This is a genomic window from Rathayibacter sp. Leaf248 (genome assembly GCF_920939495.1).
Classification (GTDB): Bacteria; Actinomycetota; Actinomycetes; order Actinomycetales; family Microbacteriaceae; genus Rathayibacter; species Rathayibacter caricis.
The window spans coordinates 205,780-220,778 of the sequence record NZ_CAKLAV010000001.1 but is presented as its reverse complement, the minus strand read 5'-3'; the positions used below and the strand labels follow the sequence as shown (position 1 = coordinate 220,778).

Below are 14,999 nucleotides of genomic sequence, written 5' to 3'. Positions count from 1 at the left end.
ACGACACGCGGCAGCGCTTGTGGCTGAGCCGTGGAGTGCGATCGTGCGGTTGTCGGGCATCGGACGGGAGGCCGCGGAGTTCCGCGGCCTCCGTCAGGTGCGGGAGACCGTCTTCGTGTCGGCGTCGTCGCCGGAAGCAGTGCTGGTGGGTGCGTGCGAGTCGGACTCGACGTCCTCGAATTCTACCCCAGCCGCTTCGGGCTTCCACTCCTTGCCGGGCCGGTACGGGGACGGCTCGTCGCCGGTGTGCTCGCGACCCTGGACGATGACGATCGCGAGGCCGATCACGACGGCGATCAGGGCGGCCCACACGTTGGTGCGGAGCCCCAGGAACACCTCGCTCGGGTCGATGCGGATCGACTCGAACCAGATGCGGCCGATGCCGTACCAGACGAGGTAGACGCCGAAGACGTCGCCCCACTGGAGCCGGAAGCGGCGCTCGGCGACGAGGATGACGCCGATGCCGACGACGTTCCAGAGGATCTCGTAGAGGAACGTGGGGTGGAACAGGGTGTCGGCGGGGAGTCCGACGGGGAAGGCGGGGTTGGAGGACGGGACCTCGAGCCCCCACGGCAGAGTGGTCGGGAGTCCGTAGAGCTCGACGTTGAACCAGTTGCCCAGGCGGCCGAGGGCCTGCGCGGCGAGCATGCCGGGCGCGAGGGCGTCGGCGAAGGTCCAGAAGCGGATCCCGGTCCAGCGGCAGCCGATCCAGGCGCCGACCGCGCCTCCGATCAGACCGCCGAAGATGGCGTTGCCGCCCTCCCAGATGTAGAGGGTGCGCAGCAGATCGGCGCCCTCGAAGAAGTAGTCGCCGGGGTGGGTGAGCACGTGGTAAACGCGAGCACCGACGATGCCGAGCGGGACGGCCCAGATGATGATGTCGAGCACGACCCACGGCTCGGCACCGCGGCGGTTGAGGCGCGCGTTCGTCATGATCGTGGCGACCACGATGCCGGCGAGGATGCACAGCGCGTAGGTGTGGATCGAGAAGGTCCGCTCGAAGAGCGTGAAGTCGTACTGACTCCACGCCTCGGGCGGGCTCGGGATGCTCAGCGGTACGGACACCGGTACGTCGACCTTTCGAACGGAGGGGCTCCCCGGGCACGACGACGTCGCGCCCCGACGGGCATCCCGATTGTAGTGGGAGGCGTCAGGCGCGCGGACGCGTTCCGGCTGCCAGACCGCGTGCCGTCTCGGCCACCGCGTCGACTCCCCCGGAGGCGAGCGCGCGGACCAGCGCCGACCCGACGATCGCACCGTCGGCGTAGGCGAGGATCTCGGCGACCTGCTCCCCCGTCGAGATGCCCAGGCCCACGCACGCGCTGTCGGAGCCCGCGCTGCGCAGGCGGTCGACGAGCGTGCGCGCGGCGGTGTCGACGTCGGTGCGGGCGCCGGTGATGCCCATGGTGGACACCGCGTAGACGAAGCCGCGGCTCGAGGAGACCGCCTGGCGCAGGCGCTCATCGGTGGAGGACGGGGCAGCGAGGAAGACGCGGTCGAGACCGAGGCGTTCGGAGACGGCGATCCACTCGGCGCCCTCGTCCGGGATGAGGTCGGGCGTGATGAGGCCCGATCCGCCCGCTTCCGCGAGGTCGGTCGCGAACCGCTCGACCCCGTACTGCAGCACGGGGTTGTAGTAGGTCATCACGAGGACAGGCACGTCGACCCGGGCGCGGATCTCGCGCACGGCCTCGAAGCCGTGGCGCAGCTTAAAGCCGCCGGCGATCGCGGTCTGGGTCGCCTCCTGGATCACCGGGCCGTCCATCACCGGGTCGGAGTAGGGCAGGCCCAGCTCGATCGCGTCGACGCCGTTCTCGGCCATGGCGACCGCGGCGTCGATGCTCGTCGCGAGGTCGGGGAAGCCGACCGGGAGGTAGCCGATCAGGGCGCCCGCCGCCTCCGTGTTGCGGCGGCGGACGGTCTCGGCGACGCTCGGTCCCACTCCGCTCACGACTGCACCGCTCCCTGGTCCATCAGGCCGAAGTAGTGCGCGGCCGTGGTCATGTCCTTGTCGCCGCGTCCCGAGAGGTTGACGAGGATCGTCGCCTCGGGGCCGAGCTCGCGACCCAGTTCGAGCGTGCCGGCGAGGGCGTGCGCGGACTCGATCGCGGGGATGATGCCCTCGGTGCGGCTGAGGAGCTTGAGCGCGTCCATCGCGGCGCCGTCGGTGACCGCGCGGTAGTCGGCGCGCCCGATGCTCGCTAGCCAGGCGTGCTCCGGGCCCACGCCCGGGTAGTCGAGACCGGCCGAGATCGAGTGCGACTCGACGGTCTGCCCGTCCTCGTCCTGGAGGAGGAAGCTGCGCGCGCCGTGCAGGACGCCGGGACGCCCCTTGCTGATCGTGGCCGCGTGGCGCGGGGTGTCGATCCCGTCGCCGCCGGCCTCGAAGCCGACGAGGCGGACCTCGGGGTCGTCGAGGAAGGCGTGGAAGATGCCCATGGCGTTGGAGCCGCCGCCGACGCAGGCCGTGACGGCCGTGGGGAGCGAGCCGGTCAGCTCGAGGACCTGCTCGCGCGCCTCCTCGCCGATGATCTTCTGGAAGTCGCGCACGAGCGCCGGGAACGGGTGCGGGCCCGCGACGGTGCCGAAGATGTAGTTCGTCGTCTCGACGTTCGTCACCCAGTCGCGCATGGCGTCGTTGATCGCGTCCTTGAGGGTGCGCGAGCCGGTCTTCACCGAGACGACCTCGGCGCCCAGGAGGCGCATGCGGGCGACGTTCAGCGCCTGGCGCTCGGTGTCGACCTCGCCCATGTACACGACGCAGTCGAGGCCGAAGAGGGCCGCGGCGGTCGCGGTGGCGACGCCGTGCTGTCCCGCGCCGGTCTCGGCGATGACGCGCGACTTGCCGATGCGCTTGGTGAGCAGCGCCTGGCCGAGCACGTTGTTGATCTTGTGCGAGCCGGTGTGGTTCAGGTCCTCGCGCTTGAGGATGATGCGCGCACCGCCCGCGTGCGCGGCGAAGCGCGGCACCTCGGTGATGATCGAGGGGCGCCCGGTGTAGCTGCGGTGCAGCTCCATGAGCTCCGCGTGGAACTCCGGGTCGACCTTGGTGCGCTCGTACTCGGCGCTCAGCTCGTCGAGCGCCTCCACGAGGGATTCGGGGACGTAGCGACCGCCGAAGTCGCCGAAGTAGGGGCCGAGTTCGTCTCGGAGGGCCATGGCAGTACCGCCAGTCGGTGTCAGTGCGCCAGGAAGCTGGCGAGGGTGGAAACGGGGTCGCCGCCGGTGACGAGGGCCTCCCCGACGAGGACGACGTCGGCGCCGGAGCGCCTGTAGTGGGCCACGTCGTCGGCGGAGAGGACCGCCGATTCGGCGACCTTCACCGCGTCGGCGGGGAAGCGCTCGGAGAGGCGGCCGAAGAGGTCGCGGTCGAGCTGGAAGGTGGACAGGTCGCGGGCGTTCACGCCGATGAGGCGGGCGCCGAGGTCGGAGGCGCGCTCGAGCTCGTCGGCCGAGTGGGTCTCGACGAGCGGGGTCATGCCGAGCTCGAGGACGAGCGCGTGCAGCTCGCGCAGCACGCTCTGCTCGAGGGCGGCGACGATGAGCAGCACGAGGTCGGCCCCCGCGGCGCGCGCCTCGAGCACCTGGTAGGGCTCGGCGATGAAGTCCTTGCGCAGGACGGGGATCGACACCCGGGCGCGCACCGCCTCGAGGTCGTCGAGCGACCCCTTGAAGCGGCGCTGCTCGGTGAGGACGCTGATCGCGCTCGCTCCCCCCTGCTCGTACTGCGCGGCGAGGGCGGCGGGATCGGGGATCTCGGCGAGGGCGCCGCGCGAGGGGCTCGAGCGCTTGACCTCGGCGATGACGCGGACGCGCTCGGCCGGAGCCAGCGCCGCCAGCGCGTCGATCGCGGGAGCGCGCAGGGCTGCGCGCCGCTCGACCTCGGCGAGGGGGACGGTCTCGCGGCGCGTCGCCGCGTCGGCCAGGGCGCCGGCGGTCAGATCGGTCAGCACCTAGGCGCGCGCCTTCGGGTTGGCCTTGGAGCCGTTCACTCCGTAGCCGGCCTTGGCCATGCCCATGCCCACGAGGAGGCCGACGATCACGAGACCGGCGGAGAGCCAGACGACGAGCGGGACGTCGAACCAGAAGGCGATCGTGCCGACGGTGAACCCGACCAGCATGATGACGACGGCCGTCCATGCGGCCGGCGAGTGGCCGTGGCTGTCTTCGTCGTGCTCGGTGCTCATGGTTCTCCTCCTGGACGGGCATCGGGACCACAGCAGTCTAGCGGTTCGCGCCCGAGGCCCCCCGCGCCGGGGAGGCGGGTCGCGGGCTCCCTGTCAGCGCCGGGACGTGGGGTCGTCGCCGCGGGAGAGCTCGTCCCAGGAGACGACCGGATCGATCGTGCCGTCGTCCGTCTCGACGCTCGAGGCGCCGTGCCCGTAGCCGTCGGCGGGCTCGAAGCGCGACACGCGCTTCTTCTTCCGCGCGTCCGGCCAGCGGCGGACCGTGGCGAGGACCAGGACGCCCAGCAGGGCGGTCAGGGCGCCGGCGATCACCGCGAGGACGGGCCAGGCGGTCGAGCTCCAGGAGTCGACGAGCGCCGCCACCGACCGTTCGCCCGCGATGCCGGTCGCCTCCGTCACTGCGGCCGAGCCGGCACGCACCGGGTCGCCGAGCGCGGTCGTGGACGCCAGCACGACGGAGCCGCCGAGCAGCACCTGCAGGAGTCCGAGCACGATGCGGAAGGCGGGGCCGGCGATCGCGAGGGCGGCCGCCAGCGCGAGTCCCGCCAGCGCGAGAGCCGAGAGCGCAGGTGCGGCCACGGTGCCCGAGACGTCCAGCGCTCCGGAGTCGTCCGCGAGCTCCAGCGCGAACCACGGCTGCGTCGAGGAGGTCAACTCGAGCGCCGCGAGCAGGACGATCCCGAGGATGACCGAGTACTTGAGCCTGCGCCCGCTCACCGGCTCACGCCTCCGCGGAGGCGACCGGGTCGAGCGGATCGACGTCGAAGCAGGAGTGCTCGCCGGTGTGGCAGGCGGCGCCGATCTGCTCCACCTGCACCAGCAGGGTGTCGGCGTCGCAGTCGAGGGCGGCTCCGCGGACGTACTGGGCGTGCCCGGAGGTGTCGCCCTTCCGCCAGTACTCCTGCCGGGAGCGCGACCAGAAGGTGACGCGGCCCTCGGTCAGGGTGCGGCGCAGCGCCTCCCTGTCCATCCACCCCATCATCAGCACCTCGCGGGTGTCGTGCTGCTGGATGATCGCGGGCAGCAGTCCGGTCGCGTCGAAGGAGGCACGGTCGAGGACGGCGTCGAGCTCGGTCTCGGTCATCGTCTGATCTCCAGGCCTGCGCCGTCGAGGGCGCGCTTCACATCGCCGATCGTCATCTCGCGGTTGTGGAACACCGAGGCCGCCAGCACGGCGTCGGCGCCCGCCTCGATCGCCGGAGCGAAGTGCTCGATCGCACCGGCGCCTCCGGAGGCGATGACCGGGACCGAGCTGACCTCGCGCATCGCGGCGACGAGCTCGAGGTCGAAGCCCTGCTTCGTGCCGTCGGCGTCGATCGAGTTGACGAGCAGCTCGCCCGCCCCGCGCTCGACGGCCTCGGCCGCCCAGGCGAGCGCGTCGACCGTGGTCTCGCGGCGACCGCCGTGGGTCGTGACGACGAAGCCGGACGGCGTGGCGTCGCTCCGCTTGACGTCGAGCGAGAGGACGAGCACCTGCGCGCCGAACACGTCGGCGATCTCGCCGACGAGCGCCGGGCGGGCGAGGGCGGCGGAGTTGACGCCCACCTTGTCGGCGCCGTGGGCGAGCAGGCGCGACACGTCGTCGACGGCGCGCACCCCTCCTCCGACGGTCAGCGGGATGAAGACCTGCTCGGCCGTCGCGCGGACCACGTCGTAGGTGGTGGAGCGGTCGTCGACGGTCGCGGTGACGTCGAGGAAGGTGAGCTCGTCGGCACCCTGCTCGAAGTAGAGCCGGGCGAGCTCGACCGGGTCGCCGGCATCGCGGAGGTTCTGGAAGTTGACGCCCTTGACGACGCGCCCGGCGGCGACGTCGAGGCACGGGATGACGCGGACGGCGAGGCTCATCGCTGCCGTCCTAGAGGCGCGCGGCGTGGATCGACGTGACCAGGATCGCGCGGGCGCCGAGGTCGTAGAGGCGGTCCATGACCTGGTTCATGTCGGCGCGGGGAACCATGACGCGGACGGCGACCCACTCCGCGTCGTGCAGCGGCGAGACCGTCGGCGACTCGAAGCCGGGAGCGATCGCTGTGGCCTGCTCGAGGAGCGCGACCGGGCAGTCGTAGTCGAGCAGCACGTACTCGCGGGCGACCAGGACGCCCTGCAGCCGGCGGAGCAGGACGGGGATGCCCTCCGGCTCCCCCGCGGCCGACACGAGGACCGCCGTGGAGTCGAGGATGACCGGTCCGAAGATCTCGAGGCCCGCCTTGCGGAGGGTGGTGCCGGTCTCGACGACGTCGGCGATCACATCGGCGACGCCCAGCTGGATCGCCGACTCGACCGCTCCGTCGAGGCGGATGAGGGACACCTCGACGCCGTGCTCGCGGAGGAAGGAGCCGACGAGGCCGGGGTAGCTCGTGGCGACGCGCAGTCCGTCGATCTCGGAGAGCTCGGTGTAGCGGCCGGCCGGACCGGCGAAGCGGAAGGTCGAGTTCGCGAAGCCCAGGCTCGCGATCTCGCGGGCCTCGGAGCCCGAGTCGATGAGCAGGTCGCGGCCCGTCACTCCGACGTCGAGGGCGCCGGAGCCGACGTACGTCGCGATGTCGCGCGGACGGAGGTAGAAGAACTCGACGCCGTTGCGCTCGTCGACGACGTGCAGCTCCTTCGGGTCGCGGCGGCCGACGTAGCCGGCCTCGGCCAGCATCTGGCCGGCGGTCTCGGAGAGCGAACCCTTGTTGGGCACGGCGACGCGCAGCAGCGCGGGCGGGGTGGTGGTCACGGCAGGACGTCCTCTGGAGCTCGAGGGTGATTCGGTGAGCGGCGGTCTCGTCGACGACTCTGCGGTCGCGGACGCGCCTCGATGTGCGTGGGAGCGCGCGGCGACGGAGCGTCGGCGCACTCCGGCGATCGGAGGGAGGCTCACAGATGTCGGTAGACGTCGGCCGTCGTCAGGCCCTTCGCCAGCATCAGCACCTGGAGGTGGTAGAGCAGCTGCGAGATCTCCTCCGCGGTGCGCTCGTCGCCCTCGTACTCGGCGGCCATCCAGACCTCGGCGGCCTCCTCGACGATCTTCTTGCCGATGAAGTGCACACCGGCGTCGAGCTCGCGGACCGTGCCCGAGCCCTCGGGTCGCGCGGCGGCCTTCTCGCCCAGCTCAGCGAAGAGGTCGTCGAAAGTTTTCACCGGGGAAGTCTATACGCGCGGCGCCCCGGGGCAGGATCAGTGGCGGTGCAGGATCGACGACGCGGTGTCGCGGAGGGCGGCGATCGCCTTCTCGGGGTCGTCGGCGCCGAAGACGGCCGAGCCGGCCACGAAGGTGTCGGCGCCCGCCTCGGCGGCGATCTCGATGGTGCCCGGGGCGATCCCGCCGTCGACCTGCAGCCAGACGTCGAGTCCGGAGTCGCGGACGGCGCGACGGAGCGCGTGCAGCTTGGGCATCGTCTCCGCCATGAAGGACTGGCCGCCGAAGCCGGGCTCGACCGTCATCACGAGCACCTGGTCGAACTCGGGCAGCAGCTCGAGGTACTCCTCGACGGCCGTTCCGGGCTTGAGCGCGATCCCGGCGCGCGAGCCGATGTCGCGGAGCCGCCGGGCCAGGGCCACCGCGTCGCGCGCCGCCTCGGCGTGGAAGGTGACCGAGAACGCGCCCGTCTCGGCGTACCCGGGCGCCCAGCGGTCCGGGTCGTCGATCATCAGGTGCACGTCGAGCGGCCGCGGCGACACCTCCTGGAGGCGCTGCACCATGGGGAGCCCGAACGTGAGGTTCGGGACGAAGTGGTTGTCCATCACGTCGACGTGCACGAGGTCGGCCGAGGCGATCCGCTGCAGCTCGGCCTCGAAGTTGACGAAGTCGGCGGAGAGGATGCTGGGGTTGATCCGTGCAGGCATGCCGACCAGCCTAGGAGATCGACTCGGACGACTCGGCTCGCCGCAGCAGCTGGATGAACATGGCGTCGGTGCCGTGCCGGTGCGGCCAGAGCTGGACGTGGCGCGCTCCCTCCGGCAGGTCGAGCTCGTCGAGGGTGACGCCGCGGAGGACCTGGGGAGTGTCCATCAGCTCGAGCCCGTCGCCGTAGCGCTCCTGGGCGAGCGCCAGGACCCGCCGCGTCTCGCCGAGGTGCGGCGAGCACGTGACGTAGGCGAGCACGCCGCCCGGGGCGAGGGCCAGGAGCGCCGAGTCGAGGAGCTCGCCCTGGAGGGACGCGAGCGGCTCGACGTCCGCCGCGGTCTTGCGCCAGCGCGCCTCCGGTCGTCGGCGCAGGGCCCCGAGGCCGGTGCACGGGGCGTCGAGGAGGATCCGGTCGAACGCGCCGGGCTGCTCGGCGCCGAGATCGCGTCCGTCGCCCGTGCGCACCTCGACGTCCGGGTCGACCGCGGCGAGGGCCTGCCGGACGAGGCCGGCCCGGCCGGGCACGACCTCGTTGGCGAGCAGCGAGGCCCCGCCGAGGCGCGCCTCCGCCGCGAGCAGAGCGGCCTTGCCGCCGGGGCCGGCGCAGAGGTCGAGCCAGCGCTCCCCCTGGCGGACCGGTCGGACGCGCGACAGCGCCAGCGCCGCGAGCTGCGATCCCTCGTCCTGCACTCGCACCCGCCCCTCCCGCACGGCGCCGACGGCCTCGGGATCGCCGCCGGTGCTGACGAGGCCGACGGGCGACCAGCGGTCCTCCGCGGCGTCGGGGAGCTCGGATGCCTCAGCGAGACCCGGGAGCGCGACGAGGTTCACCCGCGGAGCCGCGTTGTCGGCCGCGAGGAGCGCGTCGAGCTCCTCGGCCCGCCCCTCCGCAGCCAGGGCGCGGCGCAGCGCCTTGACGATCCAGAGCGGATGCGAGCTCAGCGCGGCGATGCTGTCGTCGGTCGAGACGGCGGCGGCCGAGACGCGCTCCCGCCACTCCTCCGACGTGCCTCGCGAGACCGTCCGGAGCACGGCGTTGGCGAAGGCCACGGCTCCTCGGGAGCCGTCGGCGGCCACGAGCGCGACGCTCTCGTTCACCGCGGCGTGCGGAGCGACCCGGGTGCTGAGCAGCTGGTGCACTCCGAGGCGGAGCGCGTCGAGGACGGGCGCGTCGACGGACTCGATCGGGCGGCCCGCCGCCAGCACGATCACCCGGTCGTAGTAGCCGGACATCCGCAGGGTGCCGTAGCAGAGCTCGGTCGCGAGGCCCGCGTCGGCGGGCGAGAGCTCCGCGGCGCGGATCCGGCCGGGGAGGACGAGGTTGGCGTAGGCGTCCGACCCGCTGACGGCGCGCAGCACGTCGTAGGCGACGCGGCGGGCGGGGGCGGCCTCGCGGCGGGCGCTCATCGCAGCACCGTGCTCTCGCGCAGGCCCCTGGCCCAGTCGGCGGCGGCCATGGGCCTCTTGCCCGCGGGCTGCACGGTCACGAGCTCGACGGCTCCGTCGCCGGTGCCGACCAGCGCGCGGCCCTGCTCGACGAGCACCCGGCCGGGCTCGAGGGTGGGGGCCTCCTGGACCGCGCGAGCCGCGAGCACCTTCAGCCGCGCGTCGCCGACGGCCGCGGAGGCGCCGGGCTCCGGGGTCGTGCCGCGGATCAGCGCGAGGACGCGGGCGCTCGGCGCGGACCAGTCCAGGCGGCCGTCCGCCACGTCGAGCTTGGGAGCGAGCGTCACCTCGCCGGACTGCGGGACGGCCCGGGCGGTGCCCGCCGCGATCGCCTCGACGACCTCGACCGTCAACGCGGCGCCGGAGTCGGCGAGCACCTGGAGGAGCTCGCCCGCCGTGCGGTCGCGCACCTCCTCGGACACCTCGGCGAAGACATCGCCGGCGTCGAGCTCCGCGACCAGCTGGAACACGCTCGCGCCGATCGTCCCCTCCCCCGCCATCAGCGCGCGCTGCACCGGTGCCGCTCCGCGCCAGCGCGGCAGGAGCGAGAAGTGCAGGTTGATCCAGCCGTGCACCGGCACGGCGAGCAGCCGGGCGCGGACGAGCCCGCCGTAGGCGACGATCACGCCGAGGTCGGGAGCCAGCGCCTCGAGACGGTCGGTGACGGCCTCGTCGAGGCGGTTCGCCTTCAGGACGGGGAGGCCGAGCTCCTCCGCGACGACCGCGACCGGCGAGGGAGTCAGCACGCGCTTGCGCCCGACGGGTGCGTCCTGGCGGGTGACGACGGCCACGATCTCGTGACCGGAGGCGGCGAGGGCGCGCAGGGTCGGGACGGCGGGAGCCGGGGTGCCGGCGAAGACGAGGCGCACGAGGGGCTCCTGGGTGGCGGTGGTGCGGGTGGGACTAGAGGATGTCGGGATCGTCGAGGCGGACCCGCAGCTTCGGGGCCGGGCGGAAGCGGCCGGGGGTGGTCGGCGGTCGGCGGCGACGGGTGGCGTTCCGCACGACAGCGGATCGGAGCCGGGCGGCGACCTCCGCACCGCGAGCGTAGTCGAAGCGCACGATGGCCCGGACGGAGCCGTCCTCCAGCCCGACCGGGCCGAGGACCTCGTGCCGGTCGCTCTCGTCCAGCGCGTCGAGCGCCTCCTCGACCGCGTGGGCGTCGCCGCTGACGGTGGCCAGACGCACTGCGGGCGGGAAGCGGAGGGCGCGCCGCTCCAGCAGCTCGGCCCGGAGGTACTCGGCCTGGCGCCAGGTGGCCAGGGCGGTCGCGATCCGTCCGCCGACTCCGACGAGCAGGACCGGGGCGCCGGGCCGGGCCAGGGCGGCGGCGTTGGACCAGGTGCGCAGGGCGTCGTCGGCGACGCGCAGGCTCTCGCGCGCCAGCATCCGCTCGCCGTCGAGGAGGAGGACGGCGTGGTAGCCGCCGTCCACCCGGGGCTCGGCTCCCCGAGTCGCGACGACGAGCGCGGGCTCGTCGGGCAGGGTCAGGACCGGGCGCTGGCCGTCGGCGACGACGACCTTCGCTCCCGGGAACGCGCGGCCGAGCTCCTCCGCCGTGCGCCCGGCGCCGAGGGTCACCAGCCGGAGCGCCGTGGCCTCGCAGACCGAGCAGTGCCACTCGGCGGCGATCAGGCCGCACCACCCGCAGCTCGGCCGGGCGCCCGCGGCGTGCACGGCGAGTGGACCCTGGCAGCGGTTGCAGCGGGCGACCGTGCGGCAGCGGGCGCAGGCGACGACGGGCGCGTAGCCCGGGCGCGCGACCTGGACGAGGACGGGGCCCGAGTCGAGTCCGAGGCGCGCCTGCCGCCAGGCCGACGACGGGATGCGGGCCGCGGCGTCGTGCTCGTCGGCCGACGACTGCTGGGCGGTCGGCACGACGTGCGGCCGCTTGGCAGGGCGCGGTTCGACCTCGACCGCGAAGCCGATCTCGACGAGGCGCTCGACCTCGACGGTGCGGGTGTGCCCGAGGAGAACGAGTCCGGCTCCGCTCTGCTCCTGGCGTACGAGGGCGACGTCGCGGGCGTGCGCGTACGGGGCGAGCGGCTCGGCGAAGAGCGGGTCGCCGTCGTCCCACAGCGCGATCAGGCGCGGCGCCCGCGAGGGTGCGTAGAGGACGGAGCGGTTGCCGACGATCACCCGCGGCCCCGGACCGAGGCAGCGGAGGAACGCGCCGTAGCGCTCCGCTCCCTTCTGCCGGGCGTCGAGCCGCACGACGAGCTCCGCGGGCAGCAGATCCGCCAGCGCGAGCTCGAGCTGCTCCTGATCGCGGTAGTCCGGCACCGCCAGGATCGCGTCGCCGCCCGCGACCACGGTGTTGCGCGCGAGTTCGGCGAGCGTGAGAGCCCAGCCGCCGACCCACGTTCCCGTCGAGAGCTGCACCGGCGCAGGAACCGCGCCCACGGCGAGGCGACCGCCGACGGCCAGGGAGTCGAACGCGTCGGCGGCGTACCCCGCGACGGGAGCCGCTGCCACCGGCACCGGGACCACGACCGGCTCCGCCCCGAGGTGCGTGCGCTCCACCCGGACGTGCCGGCGCGGCACGGCCAGGCGAAGCACGTCGCTCGCGCCGCCGGCGGCCCGGTCGGCCACGCGGCGCGCCAGCGCCCACACCTCGGGCGTGAGGACCACGACCGGGGAGACCAGCTCCTCGATGTCGCTGAGGGTCCCGACGTGCTCGGACCCCTGGCCGACCTCGACCACGAAGGCGTCGGCGATGCGCCCGCCGGTGCGCAGCGGCACGCGGACCCGTACGCCGGGCCGGACGTCCGCGAGCATCGACTCGGGGACGGCGTAGTCGAGGAGGCGGTCGAGCTGGGGCAGCGGGGAGTCCAGGAGGACGCGCGCGACGACGTCCGACGCGCCGGAGGAGGTCTCCACCGCCTGCGCCGCGCCCGCTACGAGAGGCCCGCGGCGGAGCGGAGGTCGTCGACGCGGTCGAGGCGCTCCCAGGTGAAGTCGGGGAGCTCGCGGCCGAAGTGCCCGTAGACCGAGGTCTGCGAGTAGATCGGGCGGAGCAGGTCGAGCGCGTGGATGATCGCGGCGGGACGCAGATCGAAGACGGAGCGGATCGCCTCCGTGATCTGCTCGTCGGGGATCGTGCCGGTGCCGAACGACTCGACGTAGAGGCCGACGGGGGCGGCCTTGCCGATCGCGTAGGCGACCTGCACCTCGAGGCGCCGGGCGAGACCCGCCGCGACGGCGTTCTTGGCGACCCAGCGCATCGCGTAGGCCGCCGAGCGGTCGACCTTCGACGGGTCCTTGCCCGAGAACGCGCCGCCGCCGTGCCGCGAGGCTCCGCCGTACGTGTCGACGATGATCTTGCGGCCCGTGAGCCCGGCGTCGCCCTGCGGGCCGCCGATCTCGAAGCGTCCGGTCGGGTTGATCAGCAGGCGGACGGCGGAGGAGTCGAGGTCGACCGTCTCGAGGACCGGTCGGATCACGTGCGCCTCGATGTCGGCGTGGATCGTCTCGGTGCTCACGTGCTCGGCGTGCTGCGTCGAGAGCACCACCGTGTCGATCGAGCGCGGGGTCGTGCCGTCGTAGCCGATCGTGACCTGGGTCTTGCCGTCGGGGCGGAGGTAGTCGAGCTCGCCCGACTTGCGGACGGCCGCGAGGCGCTCGGCGAGCCGGTGCGAGAGCCAGCTCGGCAGGGGCATGTACTCGGGGGTCTCGTCGGTCGCGAAGCCGAACATCAGACCCTGGTCGCCGGCGCCCTGACGGTCGAACGCGTCGTCGTCGGAGGAGTCGGTGCGCACCTCGAGCGCGGTGTCGACGCCCGCGGCGATCTCGGGCGACTGCTGCCCGATCGAGACGGAGACCCCGCAGGAGCGGCCGTCGAATCCCTTCTCGGAGGAGTCGTAGCCGATCTCGACGATCGTGTCGCGCACGATCTTGGGGATCTCGACGTAGCCGGTGGTCGAGACCTCACCGGCCACGTGCACGAGGCCGGTGGTGACGAGCGTCTCGACGGCGACCCGGCTCTTCGGGTCCTCGCGCAGCAGCGCGTCGAGGATGCGGTCCGAGATCTGGTCGCAGATCTTGTCGGGGTGCCCCTCGGTGACGGACTCGGAGGTGAACAGGCGGAGCGATCCGGAGGAGGTCATGCGGGGGGTCTCATTTCGTTCCGGGGGCAGTGGCCGGGGCGTCGAGCGCGCCCACGGAGAGCGGGACCACCGGCGACGGCAGCGGGGCGTGGAGTCGTGCGGACACGGATCGCCGAGCTCAGGGGTGTTCCGCGCCCGACCGGCGGAGGTGCCGCGCTCGGACCTCGTCCGCGCACGCACGGGACCGCCTGAGAGCAGCCGCCGTCGGCTAGCGCGCGACCACGTCGAGGACGCGGTCGGCCACCGACGCCTTCGTGCCGGAAGCCTCGATCACTATATCCCCGGCCCGATCGAGGACGACGACGGCGTTGCTCTCGCTCTGGAAACCCTCGGTCCAGCCGACCCTGTTGAGGACGAGCAGGTCGCAGCCCTTGCGCGCGATCTTGGCGCGTCCGAGGGCCAGCATCGCCTCGCGATCCGGCTCCGTCTCGGCGGCGAAGCCGACCACGAGCTGGTTCCCCGCCTTCGCCGCCGCGATCTCGGCGAGGATGTCCGGGTTCTTGACGAGCTCGAGGACGAGACGATCGCCCTGCTGCTCCTTCTTGATCTTCGACTCCGAGACGTCGGCAGGACGGTAGTCGGCCACGGCCGCGGCCATGATGACGATGTCCGCGTCGGCGGCGGCCGCGAGTGCCGCCTCCCGCAGCTCGAGCGCCGTGCCGACGGCGACGACCTCGACCCCGCGGGGGGCCTCGACGTCGAGATTGGCGGCGAGCACGGTGACGCTCGCTCCCCTGGCCGCGGCGGCGAGGGCGAGGGCGACGCCCTGGCGACCGCTCGAGCGGTTGCCCACGAAACGGACCGGGTCCATCGGCTCGCGGGTGCCGCCGGCGGTCACGAGGACGCGGAGCCCCTCGAGGTCGCGCTTCGCGCCGACCGCGCGCCGGTGGACGGCGAGGGCCTCGGCGACGATCGTCGCGGGCTCCTCCATCCGACCCGGCCCGGAATCGGACCCGGTCAGCTGGCCGGAGGCGGGGCCGACGACGTGGACCCCGCGCGAGCGGAGGGTCTCGACATTCGCGACCGTGGCCGGATTCGCCCACATCTCGGTGTGCATCGCCGGGGCGACGACGAGCGGAGCGGTGCTCGCGAGGACGGTGTTGCCGAGGAGGTCGTCGGCGAGCCCGGTCGCGAGCTTGGCGAGGGTGTGCGCCGTCGCCGGGGCGATCACGATGAGATCGGCCGCCTGGCCGATCGCCACGTGCCGGACCTCGGCGACGCCCTCGTAGAGCTCGGTGTGCACGGCGTTCCGCGAGATCGCCTCGAGCGTCGGCTTCCCGACGAAGCGGAGAGCGGCCTCGGTGGCCACGACGTGGACGTCGTGCCCCTCGAGGACCAGGGCGCGCACCACTCCGACCGCCTTGTAGGCGGCGATGCCGCCGGTGATCCCGACGACGACGTTCAACCGCCGAGCGGTCTTCTGCGAGGAGCGCA

At 73.3% G+C, this 14,999-nt stretch carries 16 protein-coding genes; all 16 read right to left on the bottom strand.

Annotation, left to right across the window (positions count from 1 at the left end; translation table 11 throughout):
• Positions 1–93: 93 nt before the first annotated feature.
• Entirely contained in the window at positions 94–1,065 is a 972-nt protein-coding gene (gene lgt, locus LRG51_RS01110; RefSeq protein ID WP_230670495.1) for a prolipoprotein diacylglyceryl transferase, read from the bottom strand.
• An 85-nt stretch (positions 1,066–1,150) separates the two neighbouring features.
• Positions 1,151–1,951: a tryptophan synthase subunit alpha gene (gene trpA / locus LRG51_RS01105; protein WP_055791863.1), complete on the bottom strand. Its 801-nt coding sequence runs from the start codon at positions 1,949–1,951 to the stop codon at positions 1,151–1,153.
• Positions 1,948–3,159, bottom strand: coding sequence for a tryptophan synthase subunit beta (gene trpB / locus LRG51_RS01100; protein WP_055791860.1), 1,212 nt, complete (start codon positions 3,157–3,159; stop codon positions 1,948–1,950). Before trpB ends, trpA begins: the two co-directional genes overlap by 4 nt.
• Positions 3,160–3,179: 20 nt before the next feature.
• Positions 3,180–3,953, bottom strand: coding sequence for an indole-3-glycerol phosphate synthase TrpC (gene trpC / locus LRG51_RS01095; protein ID WP_055791857.1), 774 nt, complete (start codon positions 3,951–3,953; stop codon positions 3,180–3,182).
• On the bottom strand, positions 3,954–4,187 hold the full coding sequence (locus LRG51_RS01090) for a DUF6704 family protein (protein WP_055791855.1): 234 nt from the start codon (positions 4,185–4,187) through the stop codon (positions 3,954–3,956).
• A gap of 93 nt (positions 4,188–4,280) precedes the next feature.
• Positions 4,281–4,904, bottom strand: coding sequence for a Trp biosynthesis-associated membrane protein (locus LRG51_RS01085; protein ID WP_055791851.1), 624 nt, complete (start codon positions 4,902–4,904; stop codon positions 4,281–4,283).
• Between the two features lie 4 nt (positions 4,905–4,908).
• Positions 4,909–5,271, bottom strand: a complete 363-nt coding sequence (hisI, locus tag LRG51_RS01080; RefSeq protein ID WP_055791847.1) for a phosphoribosyl-AMP cyclohydrolase — start codon at positions 5,269–5,271, stop codon at positions 4,909–4,911.
• On the bottom strand, positions 5,268–6,032 hold the full coding sequence (hisF, locus tag LRG51_RS01075; RefSeq protein ID WP_055791845.1) for an imidazole glycerol phosphate synthase subunit HisF: 765 nt from the start codon (positions 6,030–6,032) through the stop codon (positions 5,268–5,270). The genes hisI and hisF overlap by 4 nt, the downstream gene beginning before the upstream one ends.
• 10 nt (positions 6,033–6,042) lie before the next feature.
• Positions 6,043–6,882 carry an ATP phosphoribosyltransferase gene (gene hisG / locus LRG51_RS01070; RefSeq protein WP_055793084.1) on the bottom strand — a complete coding sequence of 280 codons (840 nt, stop codon included), beginning with the start codon at positions 6,880–6,882 and terminating at the stop codon, positions 6,043–6,045.
• A gap of 161 nt (positions 6,883–7,043) precedes the next feature.
• On the bottom strand, positions 7,044–7,307 hold the full coding sequence (locus LRG51_RS01065; protein WP_055791842.1) for a phosphoribosyl-ATP diphosphatase: 264 nt from the start codon (positions 7,305–7,307) through the stop codon (positions 7,044–7,046).
• A 36-nt stretch (positions 7,308–7,343) separates the two neighbouring features.
• Complete coding sequence (gene rpe / locus LRG51_RS01060) at positions 7,344–8,012, bottom strand: ribulose-phosphate 3-epimerase (RefSeq protein WP_230670493.1); 669 nt, start codon at positions 8,010–8,012, stop codon at positions 7,344–7,346.
• A 10-nt stretch (positions 8,013–8,022) separates the two neighbouring features.
• Positions 8,023–9,420, bottom strand: coding sequence for an RsmB/NOP family class I SAM-dependent RNA methyltransferase (locus LRG51_RS01055; protein WP_230670490.1), 1,398 nt, complete (start codon positions 9,418–9,420; stop codon positions 8,023–8,025).
• On the bottom strand, positions 9,417–10,328 hold the full coding sequence (gene fmt, locus LRG51_RS01050; protein ID WP_230670488.1) for a methionyl-tRNA formyltransferase: 912 nt from the start codon (positions 10,326–10,328) through the stop codon (positions 9,417–9,419). Before fmt ends, LRG51_RS01055 begins: the two co-directional genes overlap by 4 nt.
• A gap of 34 nt (positions 10,329–10,362) precedes the next feature.
• On the bottom strand, positions 10,363–12,339 hold the full coding sequence (locus tag LRG51_RS01045) for a primosomal protein N' (RefSeq protein WP_230670485.1): 1,977 nt from the start codon (positions 12,337–12,339) through the stop codon (positions 10,363–10,365).
• A gap of 17 nt (positions 12,340–12,356) precedes the next feature.
• Positions 12,357–13,565, bottom strand: coding sequence for a methionine adenosyltransferase (metK, locus tag LRG51_RS01040; protein WP_055791827.1), 1,209 nt, complete (start codon positions 13,563–13,565; stop codon positions 12,357–12,359).
• 208 nt (positions 13,566–13,773) lie between these two features.
• Positions 13,774–14,970, bottom strand: a complete 1,197-nt coding sequence (coaBC, locus tag LRG51_RS01035) for a bifunctional phosphopantothenoylcysteine decarboxylase/phosphopantothenate--cysteine ligase CoaBC (RefSeq protein ID WP_230670482.1) — start codon at positions 14,968–14,970, stop codon at positions 13,774–13,776.
• Positions 14,971–14,999: the final 29 nt, after the last annotated feature.